The following is a 16374-nucleotide window of genomic DNA, read 5'->3' as shown; positions in this document are numbered from 1 at the left end:
ACCGCCTTGAGCAGCGTCGACTTGCCCGAACCGTTGGAGCCGATCAGGCCGATGGACTCGCCGCGGTACGCGGTGAAGGAGACACCCTTGACCGCGTGCACCTCGCGTACGCCCGACGAGGGCTTGCGGCGGATGATGCGGTTGAGCGCCGCGGTGGCGCTGCCCCTGCCCGCTCCCGTGCCGTAGACCCGGTAGACGATGTGCAGATCGTCCGCGATCACGGTCGGGATCCGGGCCTCGGCCGCCTGCGTCGGCTGGACGCCGTTCTTCTGCTCAGCCACGTCCGTACCGCTCCTCAGCCTTCCAGAAGTACACAAAGCCGACGATGCCCATCAGCAGCGCCCAGCCACCCGCGAACGCCCACACATGCGGGGGCAGCTTGTCCGCCGTGAAACTGTCGATCAGCGCGAAACGCATCAGGTCGATGTAGACCGCGGCCGGGTTGGCGTTGAGCAGGACCTCGACGAACGCCGGGACGTGCTTGCCCTTGAGGATCAGGTCGATGCTGAACATCACGCCGGACGCATACATCCACGTACGCATGATGAACGGCATCAGCTGCGCCAGGTCCGGCGTCTTGCTGCCCAGCCGGGCCATGACCATCGCCAGGCCGGTGTTGAACACGAACTGCAGCACCAGCGCCGGGAACACCAGCAGCCACGACCAGGTCGGCATCTGCCCGAAGCCGAGCAGGATCAGGACCAGCACGCCCATGGAGAACAGCAGCTGCTGGAGCTGCATCAGGCAGAAGGAGATCGGCAGACAGGCGCGCGGGAAGTGCAGCGCACGCACCAGCCCGAGGTTGCCCGAGATCGCCCGCGTCCCGGCCATCACCGAACTCTGGGTGAAGGTGAAGATGAAGACGCCGGTCACCAGGAAGGGGACGAAGTCGGGGACGCCCTTCCTCGTGCCGATCAGCAGACCGAAGATCAAGTAGTACACGAGCGCGTTCAGCAGTGGCGTCGCCACCTGCCAGACCTGCCCCAGCTTGGCCTGGCTGTACTGGGCCGTCAGCTTGGCGCTGGCGAAGGCGGAGATGAAATGCCGCCGGTCCCACAGCTGCCGGACGTACTCCGCAAGGCCGGGACGGGCCCCGCTCTGCGAGAGCCCGTACTTCTGGGCCCGCTGGGCAGGAGTGAGCCCTTCGTCGGAAGATGGCGGGGCACTCATGGCGACCGCACTGTCGTGCGTGGTCTCGCTCACAGTTGACACTTTCGTCCTCAAGGTGCGCTGCCGGGGCCACGCCCCGGTTCGCGCCTGATGCTCTCAGATACGAGCTTGTCAGATGACGGGAGGGCGGCCCAGTCGGGTCAGTCGCCAAACGGTAGCCCACTTCATGGGGCGCCTGGGACCGCACGGGGAGACCCAGCCCTCCTTGAAGCCGCCCAGCCACGCCCGCAGCGCCGGCCGCGACGGCCGGCGGACGAGGGTGAGCAGAAACCAGACACCGAGATAGACCGGAACCAGCAGAGCGGGAAGGTTGCGGCGGGCCAGCCAGACGCGGTTTCGGGCCACCATCCGGTGGTAGACCGCGTGCCGGGCCGGGGCCGTCGTCGGGTGGAACAGGACCATGTCCGACCGGTAGTCGATCAGCCAGCCCGCGTCCAGCGCCCGCCAGGCCAGGTCGGTCTCCTCATGGGCGTAGAAGAAGTCGTCGGGCAGCCCGCCGACCTCCTCGAAGACCTTCGTACGGACCGCGTTCGCGCCGCCGAGGAAGGTGGTCACCCGCGAGGAGCGCATCGGGTCCGAGGCGCGCAGCCTGGGTACGTGCCGGCGCTGGGTCTCGCCGGTGTCCGGGTCGGCGATCCGGAAGCTGATGATGCCGAGCCCGGGGTCCGCGGCGAACGCCTGCCGGCACAGCTCGGCGGTGTCCTCCTTGGCCAGCAGACCGTCGTCGTCCAGGAAGAGCAGGACGTCGACGTCGCTGCCGCCGGGTCCGAAGGCCTCGATGCCGACATTGCGGCCGGCCGGGATGCCGACGTTCTCCGGCAGCTCGACGGTCCGTACGCCCTCGGGGAGCTCGGGCAGCGGCGAACCGTTGCCGACCACCGCGATCTCGATCGGGTCGCCCTCCTGCTTGGCCACCGAGTCCAGCAGCGCACGCAGCTCCTCGGGGCGGTTGCCCATGGTCAGGACAACCGCACCGAGGCGCATACGGGGTGCCCCCGTCACTTGAGCCTGCTCGATGCCAGGATGGACACGAGGTGGAGCAGCGTCTGGACGATCGCGATGCCGGCGAGCACGGCGACGCCGAGACGTGAGAAGAACAGGTCGCCCCTGATCGTGTCCAGGACCGCCAGGACCAGGATCAGCAAGGACGCCTCGATCCCGAGGACGAGCCGGTGGAACTTCAGCGCCGCGGCGGCCTTGCGGGCCAGCGCCATTCCGGACGACCGCGGCTCGGACGCCGCCTCCTTGACCGGCGGCAGCCCGCCCTGGTGACGGGCGACGCCGACGAGGTCGGTCTCGGCCTTGATCAGGATGGCGCCGAGGGCGGCGAGGGTGCCGAGGAAGGCCCACAGCCAGTCGATCCGCCCGGAGCCCCACAGGTCGGCGGCGCGCAGGCCGAAGCCGACCAGGACCGCGGCGTCGCACAGGTAGGCGCCGACCCGGTCCAGGTACACCCCGCCGAGCGAGAACTGCTTCTTCCAGCGGGCGATCTCGCCGTCGACGCAGTCGAGCAGCAGGTACAGCTGGACCATCAGCACGCCGAGCACGGCGCCCGTGATCCCCGGCACCAGCAGTGCCGGGGCGGCGAGGACGCCGAAGACGGTCATCAGGTAGGTCAGCTGGTTGGGCGTGACCCGCGTGTTCACCAGGTGCCGGTCGATGCGCAAGGAGATCTCGCGCATGTAGAGGCGACCGGCCCAGTGCTCACCGCTGCGCCGGTCCTTGACACCCTCGGGGTGTACGACCGGGCGGAGTTCAGCTACTGACGGCTTGTGCATAGTCGGCGTAAGCGTCCCTGATCTGGTCGGTGGACAGGTCCAGGTGCTCCAGGATCGTGTAGCGCCCGGGTCGGGTCTTGGGTGCGTACTCGACGGCCTGGACGAACTCCTCGTCGGTGAAACCGATCTCACCCGGCGTGACCGGCAGACCGTGCCGGCGCAGCACCTCGACCATCAGGTCGCGGGTCTCCTTGTCCCCGCGCAGATGCGTGGCGAACGCGGCACCCAGGCCGCACTGCTCGCCATGGCTCGCCGCCCGCTTGGGGAAGAGGAGGTCGAAGGCGTGATTGATCTCGTGGCAGGCACCGGAGGCCGGCCGGCTGTCGCCCGCGACCGACATCGAGATGCCGGTGAGGACCAGGCCCTCGGCCAGCACCTGGAGGAAGTTGTCGTCGCCGACGCCACCGGGGTGGCGCAGCACGGCCTCGCCGGCCTGGCGCGCCATGGCGGCCGCCAGCCCGTCGATGTTCTCCCCGGTCTCGCGGTGCGAGAGCTCCCAGTCCGCGACCGCGGAGATGTTGGAGATCGCGTCGCCGATGCCGGAGCGGACGAAGCGGACCGGGGCCTCACGGATGATGTCGAGGTCGATCACCACGGCGATCGGGTTCGGCACACCGTAGGAGCCGCGGCCGGCGTCGTTGTCGAGGGTGGCGACCGGCGAGCACAGGCCGTCGTGCGACAGGTTCGTCGCGACGGCGACCAGCGGCAGACCGATCCGCGCCGCGGCGAACTTGGCGCAGTCGATGATCTTGCCGCCGCCGAGGCCCACGACCGCGTCGTAGTGCCCCTTCTTCATGGCGTCGGCGAGCTTGATCGCGTCGTCCAGGGTGCCGCCGCCGACCTCGTACCACTCGGCGCCGGGCAGTGCGGGCGACAGCCGCTCGCGCAGCCGCGCCCCCGAGCCGCCGCTGATCGCGATGGCGAGCTTGCCGGACGCGGAGATGCGCTGATCGGCCAGCAGGCCCGCCAGGTCGTCCAGGGCGCCGGCGTTGATGTCGACGACGACCGGGGACGGAATGAGGCGGGTCAGTACTGGCATGCGATGTCACGGCCCTTCGCGAGGTCGTCGTGGTTGTCGATCTCGACCCACTTGACGTCGCCGATCGGGGCCACGTCCACCTTGAAGCCGCGGTTGACGAGCTCCTGGTAGCCGTCCTCGTAGTAGAGGTCGGGGTCCCGCTCGAAGGTGGTCTTGAGCGCGTCGGCGAGCTCCTCGGCGGCGGAGCCCTCGATGAGGGTGACGCCGATGTACTCGCCGGTGGCCTCGGCCGGGTCCATCAGCTTGGTGATGCGCTGGACGCCCTTGTCGGGGTCCACGATGACCTTCATCTCCTCGTCGGCCAGCTGCTTGACCGTGTCGAGGGCGAGGATGATCTTCTGACCGTTGCCGCGGGCGGCGAGCAGGGTCTTCTCGACGGAGACCGGGTGCACGGTGTCGCCGTTGGCGAGGATCACATCGCGCTTGATGGAGTCACGGCCGCACCACAGGGAGTAGGCGTTGTTCCACTCCTCGGCCTTGTCGTTGTCGATGAGGGTGAGCTTGAGGCCGTACTTCTGCTCCAGGGCCTCCTTGCGCTCGTAGACGGCTTCCTTGCGGTAGCCGACGATGATCGCGACCTCGGTCAGGCCGATCTCGGCGAAGTTGCCGAGGGTCAGGTCGAGGATGGTGGTGGCTTCGCCGTCCTGTTCAGGGCCCACCGGCACCAGAGCCTTGGGCAGGGTGTCGGTGTAGGGGCGCAGACGCCGTCCGGCGCCGGCAGCCAGCACGAGGCCGATCATGCGGGTTCTCCTTCATCGTGTACGGCGGGTGCTTGGGAGGACACCCAGAAACGGATGCTCTCGATGAGCACCAGCAGCGCCAGGACCACAGCAAGGGCCGTCAGCGCGATTGTGAAACCTGAGGGGGACAGCGCGGCGGCGAGGACGGTGATCACGAGGATCCGTCCCTCATGTCCGCCGGTCGCCCGGACCAGCCACCGGGGCGGGGCTCCGGTGCCACCGCGGATGCGGTAGACCGTGTCGTAGTGATGGTAGGCGACCGCCGAGACCAGCCCGAACGCCGCGGGCAGCGCACCGGGCACATCCGACCGGGCCGCCAGGACCAGGATCGTGGTGTATTCGCCGGCCCGGAAGAAGGGCGGTACGAGCCAGTCGAGGGCGCCCTTGAGGGGCCGTGCCACGGCCGCGCCGGCCAGCAGCGCCGAGCAGACGGCGACGCCGACGGTCAGCCAGGACGTGGGGTCGTCCTCGGAAATCACCCAGACCAGCAGCACCGCGGCCGAGAGAAACGCCATAACGGGGGCGAGGAACGAACCGGTGCGGCCGCGGCCGCGTGCGCTGCCGGCGATCAGCTCGGCCAGCGGCCCGGAGTCGGCGAGGTCGGCCAGCGCCCGGGCGGCGCGGTCGGTGCGCCGGGCCCGCCGCGTGAGCGAGCGCAGCACCCGGCCGGCCGTGGTGTAGCAGGCGGCCAGCGCGCAGCCGATGAGCAGGGCGTAGAAGACGATGCGCGGGGTGGTGAGCGCGGTGAGCACCGCGATCATGGCCCAGCGTTCGCCGATGGGCAGCACGATCATCCGGCGCACCCAGACCGTCCAGCCGACGCTGTCGAGCTTGTCGGAGAGCGCCGCGGTCGGGCTGGTGTTGGCGGCCGCGTCGTGATTCGCCTCGTTGAAGGAGAAGTCGACGACATGGCGGCAGGTCTGCAGCACCATCGCGCCGAGCGCCAGCGCCCAGACGTCATCGCCGCCGCGGGCCGCGCCCAGGGCGAGCCCCGCGTAGTACGCGTACTCCTTGGCCCGGTCGAAGGTGGCGTCCAGCCAGGCGCCCATCGTCGAGTACTGCAGGGAGTAGCGGGCGAGCTGCCCGTCGGTGCAGTCCAGGACGAAGGAGAAGAGCAGCAGGAAGCCGGCGGCGACGAAGCCGCCGCGGGTTCCGGTGGCCGCGCAGCCGGCCGCGATCAGCGCGGTCAGCAGGGACGCGGTGGTGACCTGGTTGGGGGTGAGCCCGCGGCGCGCGCACCAGCGGGCGAGGTAGCGGGAGTACGGGCTGATGCAGAAGGTCGTGAAGAACCCGTCCCGGGACTTCACGGCGGTGCGCAGCCGTACGGCCTCGTCGTCGACGGCCGCGACGGCCTCCCGGGCGTCCTCGCGCTGAGCGGGGGTGAGCGCCACGGTGGCGACCAGGCTGCCCAGCTCGACGCGGTGCAGGCCGATGTCGTCGCGGTCCAGGGACTCGGTGAGGGTGTCGGTGAGGACGTCCGTCAGGTGGGCCGTGCCGGCGCCGACCGGGATCCTGCCGACCGCGCGGGCCAGCGCGGCGCGGGCCTCGGGCTGCGCGGTGAGCGCGCCCGGCACGGCCGCGGCCGGGAAGCGGGGGTCGGTCAGTGCCAGCCGCAGGGCGTGCTGATGGCCGACGAAGCGGGGGTCGACGACGGCGACCCGCTCCTGTGCGGGCACCGCGGCGATCAGCTCGGCGGCGGACGCGGGATCGTTCGCCGTACGGACGTCAAAGCCCAGCGTGCGCAGGTCGGCTTCGAGCGGCGACCCGGCGACCGGCGGACCGGTGAGGATGGCGGTCGACAGACGAACTCACTCCTTGGATGCTGACAAGGCAGCGCCGGCCGGTCCGCATTCGATACGGACTACCCGGGCAGTGGGCGTGGCACACCTCGCCCCCGGAGGGCTGGGTGGCACGTCGGCAGAGGCTATCGGATCGCCGGATGCGGCCGTTCACCGCGCATTCACCGCACGATCGAGTGACCGTCGGCTGCGCCTGCCGCGATCATCATGGTGGATCGGGTGGCGCATGAACAACTGGCCTGCGGCCCGGACCCCCGATCCGGTGCCGGTTATGAGAGGGCTGGTCACAGGGCGGGCGGCTTGTGACGGGGCGGGTGTGGCGAGAGCCATCCCAGGTCCGGGGGTGATCGCCGCTGCGCGCCGCCGCCACCGGGCCGCGCGGCACCGGCCGCCTCGGCGACGGCGGGCCGGCAGGCGGATGTGGACCATCTCACGGCCGGCGCACTCGGTGGCCGGCGCGCGGGCGGTGTTGCGCCGCGCACCCGGTCTGCCGGTGATGCGGACCTGGCTAGGGCAGACTTGGCGTCGAAGACCGACGACAAGGATGGGCATGCCGATCACACCTGCCAACGGACAGACCACCGGGGACGCGGCGGTGAGCACACCGGGCGACGCCGCCGAACCGATCATGCTTGAGCTGGTCGACGAGGACGGTACGACGATCGGCACCGCGGAGAAGCTCACTGCGCACCAGCCCCCCGGCCAGCTGCACCGGGCGTTTTCGGTCTTTCTCTTCGACGAAAAGGGCCGGTTGCTGCTCCAGCGCCGGGCGCTGGGGAAGTACCACTCCCCCGGTGTCTGGTCCAACACCTGCTGCGGTCACCCGTATCCCGGCGAGGCGCCGTTCGTGGCCGCGGCCCGCCGGACCGCGGAGGAGCTGGGCCTGGCGCCGACGCTGATGGCCGAGGCGGGCACGGTGCGCTACAACCATCCCGACCCGGCCTCCGGCCTCGTGGAGCAGGAGTACAACCACCTGTTCGTCGGGCTGGTGCGGGCCGAGCCGGCGCCCGACCCGGAGGAGGTCGGCGAGATCGCCTTCGTGACGCCGGAGGAGCTGGCCGAGCGGCATGCCGAGGCGCCGTTCTCCGCGTGGTTCATGACCGTGCTGGACGCGGCCCGGCCGGCGGTGCGCGAGCTCACAGGACACTCGGCGGGCTGGTAGCGAGCGGGGTGAGCGGAAGCTCGGCCCAGATGGCCTTGCCGCCGTTCACCGTGTGCTCGACGTCGCACTTGCCGCCCACCTCGGCGGTGAGTGTCTTGACCAGCCACAGGCCGCGGCCGCCGACATCGCCCTCTTCCGCCTCCAGTGCCTTGGGGCGGTAGGGGTGGTTGTCCTCGACGGCGACGCGTAGCCAGTTCGGCCCGATGGTGACCTGTACGGCGATCTGGGGCGAGAGCAGGGCTGCGTGCTGGACGGCGTTGGTGACGAGTTCGGAGACGATGAGCAGCAGGCCGTCCATGATGTCGGCGGCGACGGGCACACGCTGTTCGTCGAGCAGATCCCGGACCGCGTGGCGTGCCTGCGGCACCGAGGCCTCCAGTGCCGGGGCGGTGAACCGCCAGACACCTTCGTACGCGAGCGGGGAGGTCAGCTCTTCGGGGGGTTCAGCGGGGGGTCCTGAAGGCATCCTCACAGGAAGAGTGTTGAGAATGTGTTGGTCCGGACCGGCCCGCTGAACACAAGTCAGCGCCTATCGACGCCTTATGGCCGATTCCGAGTGATTCGATCGGCCCGGTGACTGGTCCTGCTCCTTTTGGTCCTCGTTCAAGGACCGCCCCGGAGTGGCCGCCGTGCGATCCGAGCCACCGGGACCGCCCGGCGGGGAATCGGATCCGGCCATCCGAGCAGCCCGGCGACGACCACAGAGTGGACCGGCGGCCGCCCGGCCGTACCTCGCCGGGCATACAGAACAGCAGGCCCGGTGCCTGAGCACCGGACCTGCTGTTCTGTATNGACCGGCGGCCGCCCGGCCGTACCTCGCCGGGCATACAGAACAGCAGGCCCGGTGCCTGAGCACCGGACCTGCTGTTCTGTATTCAGTAGCGGGGACAGGATTTGAACCTGCGACCTCTGGGTTATGAGCCCAGCGAGCTACCGAGCTGCTCCACCCCGCGTCGGTTGTCCCAACAGTACGGGTCGTCGGCCCCAGGACCAAATCGATAATCAGCACGGCCGCCCGGAGGCGCCGCGCACGGGCTCACACCGCCCGGTCCGCGATCCGTCCGCCACCGACCTCGATCCGGCGTGTGGTGTGCACCGCGTCCAGCATCCGGCGGTCGTGCGTGACCAGCAGCAGGGTGCCCGGGTACGACGCGAGCGCGGACTCCAACTGTTCGATGGCCGGCAGGTCCAGATGGTTGGTCGGCTCGTCCAGGACGAGGAGGTTGACCCCGCGGCCCTGGAGGAGGGCCAGCGCGGCACGGGTCCGCTCGCCCGGCGAGAGCGTGTGCGCCGGGCGCAGCACATGTGCCGCCTTCAGGCCGAACTTCGCGAGCAGGGTGCGGACTTCGGCGGGCGGCAGATCCGGGACGGAGGCCCGGAAGGCGTCCATCAGCGGCTCGTCGCCGACGAACAGTCCGCGCGCCTGGTCGACCTCGCCGACGACCACACCGGGGCCGAGCGAGGCCTGTCCGGCGTCCAGCGGGAGCCGGCCGAGGAGGGCGGCGAGCAGGGTGGACTTGCCGGAGCCGTTGGGGCCGGTGATGGCGACCCGGTCCGCCCAGTCGATCTGCAGGTCCACCGGGCCGAAGGAGAAGTCGCCGCGGCGGACCCCGGCGCCGCGGAGGGTGGCCACGACGGCGCCGGCCCGCGGCGCGGCGGCGATCTCCATCCGCAGCTCCCACTCCTTGCGCGGCTCCTCGACGACATCGAGCCGCTCGATCAGGCGCTGGGTCTGCTTGGCCTTGGCGGCCTGCTTCTCGGTGGCCTCCACCCGGCCCTTGCGGCCGATCTTGTCGTTGTCGGGGGCCTTGCGGCGGGCGTTCTTGACGCCCTTCTCCATCCAGTTGCGCTGGGTGTGCGCGCGGGTCTCCAGGGCGGCCTTGGTGTCGGCGTACTCCTCGAACTGCTCACGCGCATGGCGCCGGGCCCGCTCGCGTTCCTCCAGGTAGGAGGTGTAGCCGCCGCCGTAAGTGTTGACCTGCTGCTGGGCGAGGTCGAGTTCGACGACGCGGTTGACCGTACGGGTCAGGAACTCGCGGTCGTGGCTGACCAGGACGGTGCCGGCGCGCAGCCCGGTGACGAACGATTCCAGCCGTTCGAGGCCGTCCAGGTCGAGGTCGTTGGTCGGCTCGTCGAGCAGAAAGATGTCGTAACGGGAGAGCAGGAGCGAGGCGAGCGAGGCGCGGGCGGCCTGGCCGCCGGACAGCGTCGTCATCGGCTGGTCGAGGCCGACCGAGAGGCCGAGCTGGGCGGCGGTCTCCTCGGCGCGCTCGTCCAGGTCGGCGGCGCCCAGCGCGAGCCAGCGCTCCAGGGCCGTGGCGTAGGCGTCGTCCGCGCCGGGCCGCTCCTCGACCAGCGCCTGGGTGGCGTCGTCCAGGGCGAGCTGGGCATCGGCCACGCCCGTACGGCGGGCGAGGAAGGCCCGCACGGTCTCCCCGGGGCGGCGGTCGGGCTCCTGCGGGAGGTGGCCGACGGTGGCGGTGGGCGGGCTGAGCGCGAGCTTGCCGTCCTCGGGGGTGTCCAGGCCGGCCAGTAGGCGCAGCAGCGTGGACTTGCCCGCTCCGTTGGCGCCGACGAGGCCGATCACATCGCCGGGGGCGACGACCAGATCGAGACCGGAGAACAGGACGCGCTCGCCGTGGCCGGCGGCGAGGTCTTTGGCGACGAGAGTTGCTGACATCAGACCGCCGATCGTATCCGGCCCGGCTCGCGGCGGTCGCTCTAATATCCGGGCATGGAACCGGGTCTGAAGACGCATGTCAGCGACGGCACAGCCACCGTCACCATCAGCAACACCGGCAAGCGGAATGCGATGACCGTGCAGATGTGGCGGGATCTGCCGCCGCTGCTGGAGCGGCTGGCGGGTGATCGTTCCGTACGGTCGCTGGTGCTGACCGGCGAGGGCGGGACATTCTGCGCGGGTGCGGACATCGGGTCGCTGCGGGATGCGGCGGGTGAGTCGCAGGGCCTGGCGGTGGCGGCCGAGGAGGCGCTGGCGGCTTTTCCCGGGCCGACGCTGGCGGCGATACGCGGTTACTGCGTGGGTGGCGGCGCCCAGCTGGCGGCCGCCTGCGATCTGCGGTTCGCGGAGGAGGGGGCGCTGTTCGGTGTGACGCCGGCCAAGCTGGCGGTCGCCTATCCGGCGTCCGCCACCCGGCGGCTGGTCCGGCTGGTCGGGCTCTCCGCCGCCAAGTACCTGTTGTTCTCCGGGGAGTTGATCGACTGTGCGCGGGCGCTGCGCACGGGTCTGGTGGACGAGGTGCTGCCCGAGGGCGAGCTGGGCAAGCGGGTGGCGGAGTTCTCGGCCGTACTGGCGAGCCGGTCGCTGCTGACGCAGACCGCGGCCAAGGAGCTGGCCAACGGGACGTGGGACGTCCCGCCGGCCGAGGCCGAGGCGCGGGGCGCCTACTGGGCCGCGCAGGCGCGCGCCAGCGGCGACACCGCGGAGGGTGCCGCCGCCTTTCTGGAGCGCAGGGCGCCGCGCTTCACCTGGCCTACGGACTGACGCCGGGGCAGGCCCTGCGCGCCGGACCGCCCGCTACTCCTCCCCCGCCAGCAGGAACCGGCTGCGCTCCCGCAGCATCGCGGTGATCTCGGCCGGCGCCTTGTCCGGGGCGCCCGCGTCGTAGGGCGGCTGCGGGTCGTATTCGATGCCGAGCTGGATCGTCTGGGCCACGGCGTCCCCGGCGATCCGGCCCGCCAGCGTCAGCCCCATGTCGATGCCGGACGAGACGCCCGCCGCCGTGACGTACTTGCCGTCGAAGACCACCCGCTCCCCGGTCGGCTCGGCGCCGAGCGCCGGCAGCTGGTCCAGCGCCAGCCAGTGCGAGGTCGCCCGGCGCCCCTTGAGCAGGCCCGCGGCGCCCAGGATCAGCGAGCCGGTGCACACCGAGGTGGTCCAGGTGGTGCCGGCGTCCACGGCGCGGATCCACTCGTGCAGCGGGCCGTCCGCCATCTGCGCGAGCTGTCCCGGGCCGCCGGGTACGACGAGGATGTCCGGCGCGGTGACCTCGCTCAGCGTGGCGTCGGCGGCCAGCCCGAGCGAGCCGATGTCATTGCGGTGCACGCCGGTGCGCTCGGCGACGAACACAGCCTCCGCCTCCGGCAGCCGGCTGAGGGTTTCGTAGGGGCCGACGGCGTCCAGGGTGGTGAAGCGGTCGTAGAGAAGGATCGCGATCTGCATGGCGGTTCCTGTCGGTAGGGGTAGTGGTCGGTAGAGGTGGTGGCCGGTCGTTCCGGCAGGGGTGTTCAGGCCGGCCGCGGGCTCGGTCCGGCCGGCTGGAATCGGCGGCGGTACTCGGCCGGGGAGGCGCCCAGGACCCGTACGAAGGCGCGCCGCATCGCCTCGGGGGTGCCGTAGCCGCAGCGGCGCGACACCTGCTCGATGCCGTCGACGGTGTCTTCGAGGCACCGCCGGGCGGCCTCCAGCCGTACCCGGTCGACATAGCGCCCCGGCGTCATACCGACCTCGTCGCGGAACGCCCGGGCGAAGTGCCGCGGCGAGAGCCCGGCGCGGTCTGCGAGGGCGTCGACGGACAGGTCCGACGCCGGGTGCTCGGTGATCCACTGCTGGACGTCGCGCAGCGGCCGCCGCTCCGCGGTCTGGGCCGCGAGCTGGGCGCTGAACTGGGTCTGATTGCCCGGCCGCCGCAGAAAGACCACCAGATGCCGGGCGACGGTCAGTGCGAGATCCCGGCCGAGGTCCTCCTCCACGAGGGCCAGCGCGAGATCGATACCGGCCGTCACCCCCGCGGAGGTGGCCAGATCGCCGTCCCGTACGTAGATCGGCTCGGGTTCGACCTGCACCGCGGGGAACCGCTCGGCGAGGGTGTCGCACAGCAGCCAGTGGGTCGTGGCGCGGCGGCCGTCGAGCAGTCCGGCCTCGGCGAGCAGCAGCGCCCCGCTGCACACGGAGACCTTCCGCCGGGCGCGGTGGGCGTTGCCGCGCAGCCAGTCGATCAGCCGGGGGTCGGGGGTGCGGGTGCCCTGGCCGCCGGGTACCAGCAGGGTGTGCGGCGTCCCGGCGTCGGCGAGCGTGCCGTCGGGGACGAGGGTCAGGCCGCTGGTGGTGCGGACCGGAGTGCCGTCCAGGCCGGCGGTACGGATCCGGTAGGCGCCCGGGGCTCCCTGGGCCGCACCGTGGAAGACATCGACCGGTCCGGTGACGTCGAGCGCCTGGACACCGTCGAAGAGGACGATCAGCACGTCGCGCTGTTCCATGCCGTCCATCCTGGTCAGCGGAGGCGATGGCGGCAATGACGGATTTCCCACCTTTTCTGCCATCGCAAGGGCCCGGCGGCTGGATACGGCCAGAGTCCGGTGCCCCAGGACCGCCTCCATACCGACGGGTCGGTACCCTGCTCGCATGACCTCTTCCAGCGCACTGCCCGAGCAGGCCGGCCGCGCCTGTCACAACGTCATCAACCCCTTCCACTCCACGCACTACTTCGCGCCGGAGCTCCCCGCCGAGATGGCCAAGGAAGGCATCGACAACCGCAGCGCCGCCTACTTCGCCTGCCGGAGCGCGGCCATGGGTGCGGTGGGTCCCGGCACCATCACCGCCGCCTTCTACAACTTCAAGCACGAGCTCGTCGCCCGGCACATCCCGCACGTCTGGTCGGTCACCACGCCGCAGAACGTGCTGGCCGTCCGGCTGCGCGCCGCGGACGCCACGCTGCGCCGGCTGCTCGGCGACGAGGCCGTCGGGTCCCCGGAGATGGCGGAGGCGGCGAAGCTGGCGCTGCGCGCCGCCGAGGGCTGCACCCCCCAGGCCCGGCCGCTGTACGCCGCACACGCCGATCTGCCGGTGCCCGACGCCCCGCACCTGGCCTACTGGCACGCCGCGACGCTGCTGCGCGAACACCGCGGCGACGGCCACCTGATAGCGCTGCTGGACGCCGAACTGGACGGGCTGGAGGCGCTGGTCACGCACAACGCCAGCGGCCGCGGGATGAGCTACAAGGGCGTCATGGCGACCCGCGGCTGGTCGGAGGAGGACTGGGCGGCCGCACAGGAGCGGCTGCGAAGCCGTGGGCTCCTGGATGCCGAGGGCGAGTTGACCGAGGCCGGTGTCCAGCTGCGCAAGGACCTGGAGCGCACGACGGACCGCCTGGACCGGGCGCCGTACGAGCACCTGGGCGCCGAGGGCGTGGCCCGGCTCACCGAGCTGGCGGCCGGCTTCACCACCGCCGTGATGAACGCCGGGGCGTTCCCCTCGGTGATGTTCGGCAAGTAGGGCCCTCCCAGGAGCCGAGCCGTTGCGGGCCGGGGTGTGCGTGCGCCTTCTCACACCCCGGCGCGCGCGGCTGGGCGGCGCGACAGTCCGGCATGCCACCCGGCACAATGCAGGCTCAGGCAAGCGCTGGAAGGCAGGGCAGGATCAACGTGACGGCATCCACTGAGCCCATCGTGACCCTCGGGTCCATCGAAGCGAGGATCGCCGGGGAGCTCGGCGTCAGGGAGCGGCAGGTGAAGGCCGCGGTCGAACTGCTCGACGGTGGCTCGACCGTGCCGTTCATCGCGCGCTACCGCAAGGAAGCCACCGAGATGCTCGACGATGCGCAGCTGCGCTCGCTGGAGGAGCGGCTGCGCTATCTGCGGGAGCTGGAGGAGCGACGGACCGCGATCCTGGAGTCCGTACGCTCCCAGGGCAAGCTGGACGCCCCCCTGGAGGCGCAGATCCGCGGCGCCGAGTCCAAGGCCCGGCTGGAGGACATCTACCTCCCGTTCAAGCCCAAGCGGCGCACCAAGGCGCAGATCGCGCGCGAGGCGGGCCTGGAGCCGCTCGCCGACGGGCTGCTGAGCGACCCTTCGGTGGAGCCGGCCGCGGCCGCCGCGGCGTTCGTGGACGCCGACAAGGGGGTGGCCGATCCGGCCGCCGCCCTGGAGGGCGCGCGGGCGATCCTGACCGAGCGGATCGGCGAGGACGCGGATCTGATCGGCGAGCTGCGTGAGCGGATGTGGTCGCGCGGGCGGGTTGCGGCGAAGGTGCGCGAGGGCAAGGAGGAGGCCGGCGCGAAGTTCGCCGACTACTTCGACTTCGCCGAGCCGTTCACCGAACTGCCCTCGCACCGGGTGCTGGCGATGTTCCGCGGGGAGAAGGAGGAGATCCTCGATCTCGCCCTGGAGCCGGAGGACCCGTCGGCGGCGACCGAGGGCCCCAGCGCCTACGAGCAGTCCATCGCGCACCGCTTCGGCATCGCCGACCGGGGCCGGCCCGCCGACAAGTGGCTCAAGGACACCGTCCGTTGGGCCTGGCGCACCCGGGTCCAGGTGCACCTCGGGATCGATCTGCGGCTGCGGCTGCGGCAGGCCGCCGAGGACGAGTCGGTACGGGTCTTCGCGTCGAATCTGCGCGATCTGCTGCTGGCGGCGCCCGCCGGCACGCGCGCCACGATGGGCCTGGACCCCGGTTTCCGTACGGGTGTGAAGGTCGCGGTGGTGGACGCGACCGGCAAGGTGGCCGCCACGGAGACCATCTACCCCCATGTCCCGCAGCAGAAGTGGGACGCCTCGCTGGCCACGTTGGCGCGGCTGGCGCGGGAGCACGATGTCGAGCTGATCGCGATCGGCAACGGCACCGCCTCGCGCGAGACCGACAAGCTGGCGACCGATCTGATCGCCGCCCAGCCGGAGCTGAAGCTCACGAAGGTGATGGTGTCCGAGGCGGGCGCCTCGGTGTACTCCGCCTCCGCGTTCGCCTCGCAGGAGCTGCCCGAACTCGATGTGTCGCTGCGCGGCGCGGTGTCCATCGCCCGTCGGCTGCAGGACCCGCTGGCCGAGCTGGTCAAGATCGACCCGAAGTCGATCGGCGTCGGGCAGTACCAGCACGATCTGTCCGAGGTGAAGCTGTCGCGCTCGCTGGACGCGGTGGTCGAGGACTGTGTGAACGGCGTCGGTGTGGACGTCAACACCGCGTCGGCGCCGCTGCTTTCGCGGGTGTCGGGCATCGGCTCCGGCCTCGCGGAGAACATCGTCGCGCACCGGGACAACAACGGTCCCTTCCGCTCCCGCAAGGCGCTCAAGGATGTGGCGCGGCTCGGCCCGAAGGCGTACGAACAGTGCGCGGGCTTCCTGCGGATCCGGGGTGGCGACGACCCGCTGGACGCCTCCAGCGTGCACCCCGAGGCGTACCCGGTGGTGCGCCGGATGGTGAAGACGGCGGGCACCGAGGTCGGTTCGCTGATCGGCAATACGGCGGTCCTGCGCGCCCTTGAGGCCGCGGACTTCGTCGATGACTCCTTCGGTCTGCCGACCGTCACCGACATCCTCCAGGAGCTGGAGAAGCCGGGCCGCGACCCGCGTCCGGTCTTCAAGACCGCGACCTTCAAGGAGGGCGTGGAGAAGATCGGCGATCTGCAGCCGGGGATGCTCCTGGAGGGCGTGGTGACCAATGTCGCCGCCTTCGGGGCGTTCGTGGACGTGGGCGTCCATCAGGACGGTCTGGTCCATGTCTCGGCGATGTCGAAGAACTTCGTCAAGGACCCCCGGGATGTGGTGAAGCCGGGCGACATCGTGCGGGTCAAGGTGCTCGATGTCGACATTCCGCGGAAGCGGATCTCGCTGACGCTGCGGCTGGACGACGAGCACGGCAAGGGCGCGGCGACCGGCGGCGGTGAGCGCCGTGGCGGTGCGGGCGGCGGCGGTGCCGGTGGCGGCCGTGGGCCGCGTGAGGGCGGCCGGGGCG

At 71.3% G+C, this 16374-nt stretch carries 15 protein-coding genes and 1 tRNA gene; 4 read left to right on the top strand and 12 right to left on the bottom strand.

Going from position 1 to position 16374, the window contains the following annotated elements; translation table 11 throughout:
• The 7 genes from DY245_RS27725 to DY245_RS27695 form a co-directional block, all read right to left on the bottom strand.
• Positions 1-281 (bottom strand): ATP-binding cassette domain-containing protein (locus DY245_RS27725; protein WP_128509967.1); only part of this gene is annotated, 281 nt, incomplete at its 3' end.
• Positions 274-1203, bottom strand: a complete 930-nt coding sequence (locus DY245_RS27720; protein ID WP_128509966.1) for an ABC transporter permease — start codon at positions 1201-1203, stop codon at positions 274-276. The genes DY245_RS27725 and DY245_RS27720, both read right to left, overlap by 8 nt.
• 78 nt (positions 1204-1281) lie before the next feature.
• Complete coding sequence (locus DY245_RS27715; RefSeq protein ID WP_128509968.1) at positions 1282-2154, bottom strand: glycosyltransferase family 2 protein; 873 nt, start codon at positions 2152-2154, stop codon at positions 1282-1284.
• A gap of 14 nt (positions 2155-2168) precedes the next feature.
• Positions 2169-2948, bottom strand: coding sequence for a CDP-alcohol phosphatidyltransferase family protein (locus DY245_RS27710; RefSeq protein ID WP_128509965.1), 780 nt, complete (start codon positions 2946-2948; stop codon positions 2169-2171).
• Positions 2926-3987 (bottom strand): iron-containing alcohol dehydrogenase family protein, encoded by a 1062-nt coding sequence (locus DY245_RS27705; RefSeq protein WP_128509964.1) that lies wholly within the window; start codon positions 3985-3987, stop codon positions 2926-2928. The genes DY245_RS27710 and DY245_RS27705 overlap by 23 nt, the downstream gene beginning before the upstream one ends.
• Entirely contained in the window at positions 3975-4727 is a 753-nt protein-coding gene (locus tag DY245_RS27700; RefSeq protein ID WP_128509963.1) for a phosphocholine cytidylyltransferase family protein, read from the bottom strand. The genes DY245_RS27705 and DY245_RS27700 overlap by 13 nt, the downstream gene beginning before the upstream one ends.
• The gene (locus DY245_RS27695; RefSeq protein WP_128509962.1) at positions 4724-6529 is read right to left on the bottom strand and encodes a DUF5941 domain-containing protein; all 1806 of its coding nucleotides are present in this window, start codon (positions 6527-6529) and stop codon (positions 4724-4726) included. Before DY245_RS27695 ends, DY245_RS27700 begins: the two co-directional genes overlap by 4 nt.
• Before the next feature lie 547 nt (positions 6530-7076).
• On the opposite strand from DY245_RS27695, the gene idi reads away from it, so the two are divergent.
• Complete coding sequence (gene idi / locus DY245_RS27690; protein WP_128509961.1) at positions 7077-7688, top strand: isopentenyl-diphosphate Delta-isomerase; 612 nt, start codon at positions 7077-7079, stop codon at positions 7686-7688.
• Here the strand turns inward: idi and DY245_RS27685 are convergent.
• The 3 genes from DY245_RS27685 to DY245_RS27675 all read right to left on the bottom strand — a co-directional run bounded on the left by DY245_RS27685 (position 7663) and on the right by DY245_RS27675 (position 10368).
• Positions 7663-8154 (bottom strand): ATP-binding protein, encoded by a 492-nt coding sequence (locus tag DY245_RS27685; protein WP_128509960.1) that lies wholly within the window; start codon positions 8152-8154, stop codon positions 7663-7665. The two genes, idi and DY245_RS27685, sit on opposite strands and share 26 nt — an antisense overlap.
• Before the next feature lie 413 nt (positions 8155-8567).
• A tRNA-Met gene (locus DY245_RS27680) sits at positions 8568-8641 on the bottom strand.
• An 83-nt stretch (positions 8642-8724) separates the two neighbouring features.
• Positions 8725-10368, bottom strand: coding sequence for an ABC-F family ATP-binding cassette domain-containing protein (locus DY245_RS27675; RefSeq protein WP_128509959.1), 1644 nt, complete (start codon positions 10366-10368; stop codon positions 8725-8727).
• Positions 10369-10422: 54 nt separating this feature from the next.
• Between DY245_RS27675 and DY245_RS27670 the strand changes: the two genes are divergently transcribed.
• Entirely contained in the window at positions 10423-11193 is a 771-nt protein-coding gene (locus DY245_RS27670) for an enoyl-CoA hydratase/isomerase family protein (protein ID WP_128509958.1), read from the top strand.
• A gap of 33 nt (positions 11194-11226) precedes the next feature.
• On the opposite strand, the gene DY245_RS27665 is transcribed toward DY245_RS27670, so the two are convergent.
• Positions 11227-11871, bottom strand: coding sequence for a DJ-1/PfpI family protein (locus tag DY245_RS27665; RefSeq protein WP_128509957.1), 645 nt, complete (start codon positions 11869-11871; stop codon positions 11227-11229).
• A gap of 65 nt (positions 11872-11936) precedes the next feature.
• Positions 11937-12908: a GlxA family transcriptional regulator gene (locus DY245_RS27660; RefSeq protein ID WP_128509956.1), complete on the bottom strand. Its 972-nt coding sequence runs from the start codon at positions 12906-12908 to the stop codon at positions 11937-11939.
• Positions 12909-13053: 145 nt separating this feature from the next.
• On the opposite strand from DY245_RS27660, the gene DY245_RS27655 reads away from it, so the two are divergent.
• Positions 13054-13923 (top strand): SCO6745 family protein, encoded by an 870-nt coding sequence (locus DY245_RS27655; RefSeq protein WP_128509955.1) that lies wholly within the window; start codon positions 13054-13056, stop codon positions 13921-13923.
• A 149-nt stretch (positions 13924-14072) separates the two neighbouring features.
• On the top strand, positions 14073-16374 hold a 2302-nt coding region (locus DY245_RS27650), incomplete at its 3' end, for a Tex family protein (RefSeq protein WP_181923892.1).

The sequence above is a fragment of the Streptomyces inhibens genome (assembly GCF_003389455.1).
GTDB classification, from domain to species: domain Bacteria; phylum Actinomycetota; class Actinomycetes; order Streptomycetales; family Streptomycetaceae; genus Streptomyces; species Streptomyces inhibens.
The sequence above is the reverse complement of the archived record's forward strand: the minus strand, read 5'-3'. Positions and strand labels throughout refer to the sequence as shown.

Excerpts from the sequence above, each read along its gene's own strand:
- DY245_RS27705 (WP_128509964.1), bottom strand. The coding sequence starts at position 3,987 with ATGCCAGTACTGACCCGCCTCATTCCGTCCCCGGTCGTCGTCGACATC.
- DY245_RS27715 (WP_128509968.1), bottom strand. The coding sequence starts at position 2,154 with ATGCGCCTCGGTGCGGTTGTCCTGACCATGGGCAACCGCCCCGAGGAG.
- DY245_RS27665 (WP_128509957.1), bottom strand. The coding sequence starts at position 11,871 with ATGCAGATCGCGATCCTTCTCTACGACCGCTTCACCACCCTGGACGCC.
- DY245_RS27675 (WP_128509959.1), bottom strand. The coding sequence starts at position 10,368 with ATGTCAGCAACTCTCGTCGCCAAAGACCTCGCCGCCGGCCACGGCGAG.
- DY245_RS27710 (WP_128509965.1), bottom strand. The coding sequence starts at position 2,948 with ATGCACAAGCCGTCAGTAGCTGAACTCCGCCCGGTCGTACACCCCGAG.
- DY245_RS27655 (WP_128509955.1), top strand. The coding sequence starts at position 13,054 with ATGACCTCTTCCAGCGCACTGCCCGAGCAGGCCGGCCGCGCCTGTCAC.
- DY245_RS27670 (WP_128509958.1), top strand. The coding sequence starts at position 10,423 with ATGGAACCGGGTCTGAAGACGCATGTCAGCGACGGCACAGCCACCGTC.
- DY245_RS27685 (WP_128509960.1), bottom strand. The coding sequence starts at position 8,154 with ATGCCTTCAGGACCCCCCGCTGAACCCCCCGAAGAGCTGACCTCCCCG.
- DY245_RS27700 (WP_128509963.1), bottom strand. The coding sequence starts at position 4,727 with ATGATCGGCCTCGTGCTGGCTGCCGGCGCCGGACGGCGTCTGCGCCCC.
- DY245_RS27660 (WP_128509956.1), bottom strand. The coding sequence starts at position 12,908 with ATGGAACAGCGCGACGTGCTGATCGTCCTCTTCGACGGTGTCCAGGCG.
- idi (WP_128509961.1), top strand. The coding sequence starts at position 7,077 with ATGCCGATCACACCTGCCAACGGACAGACCACCGGGGACGCGGCGGTG.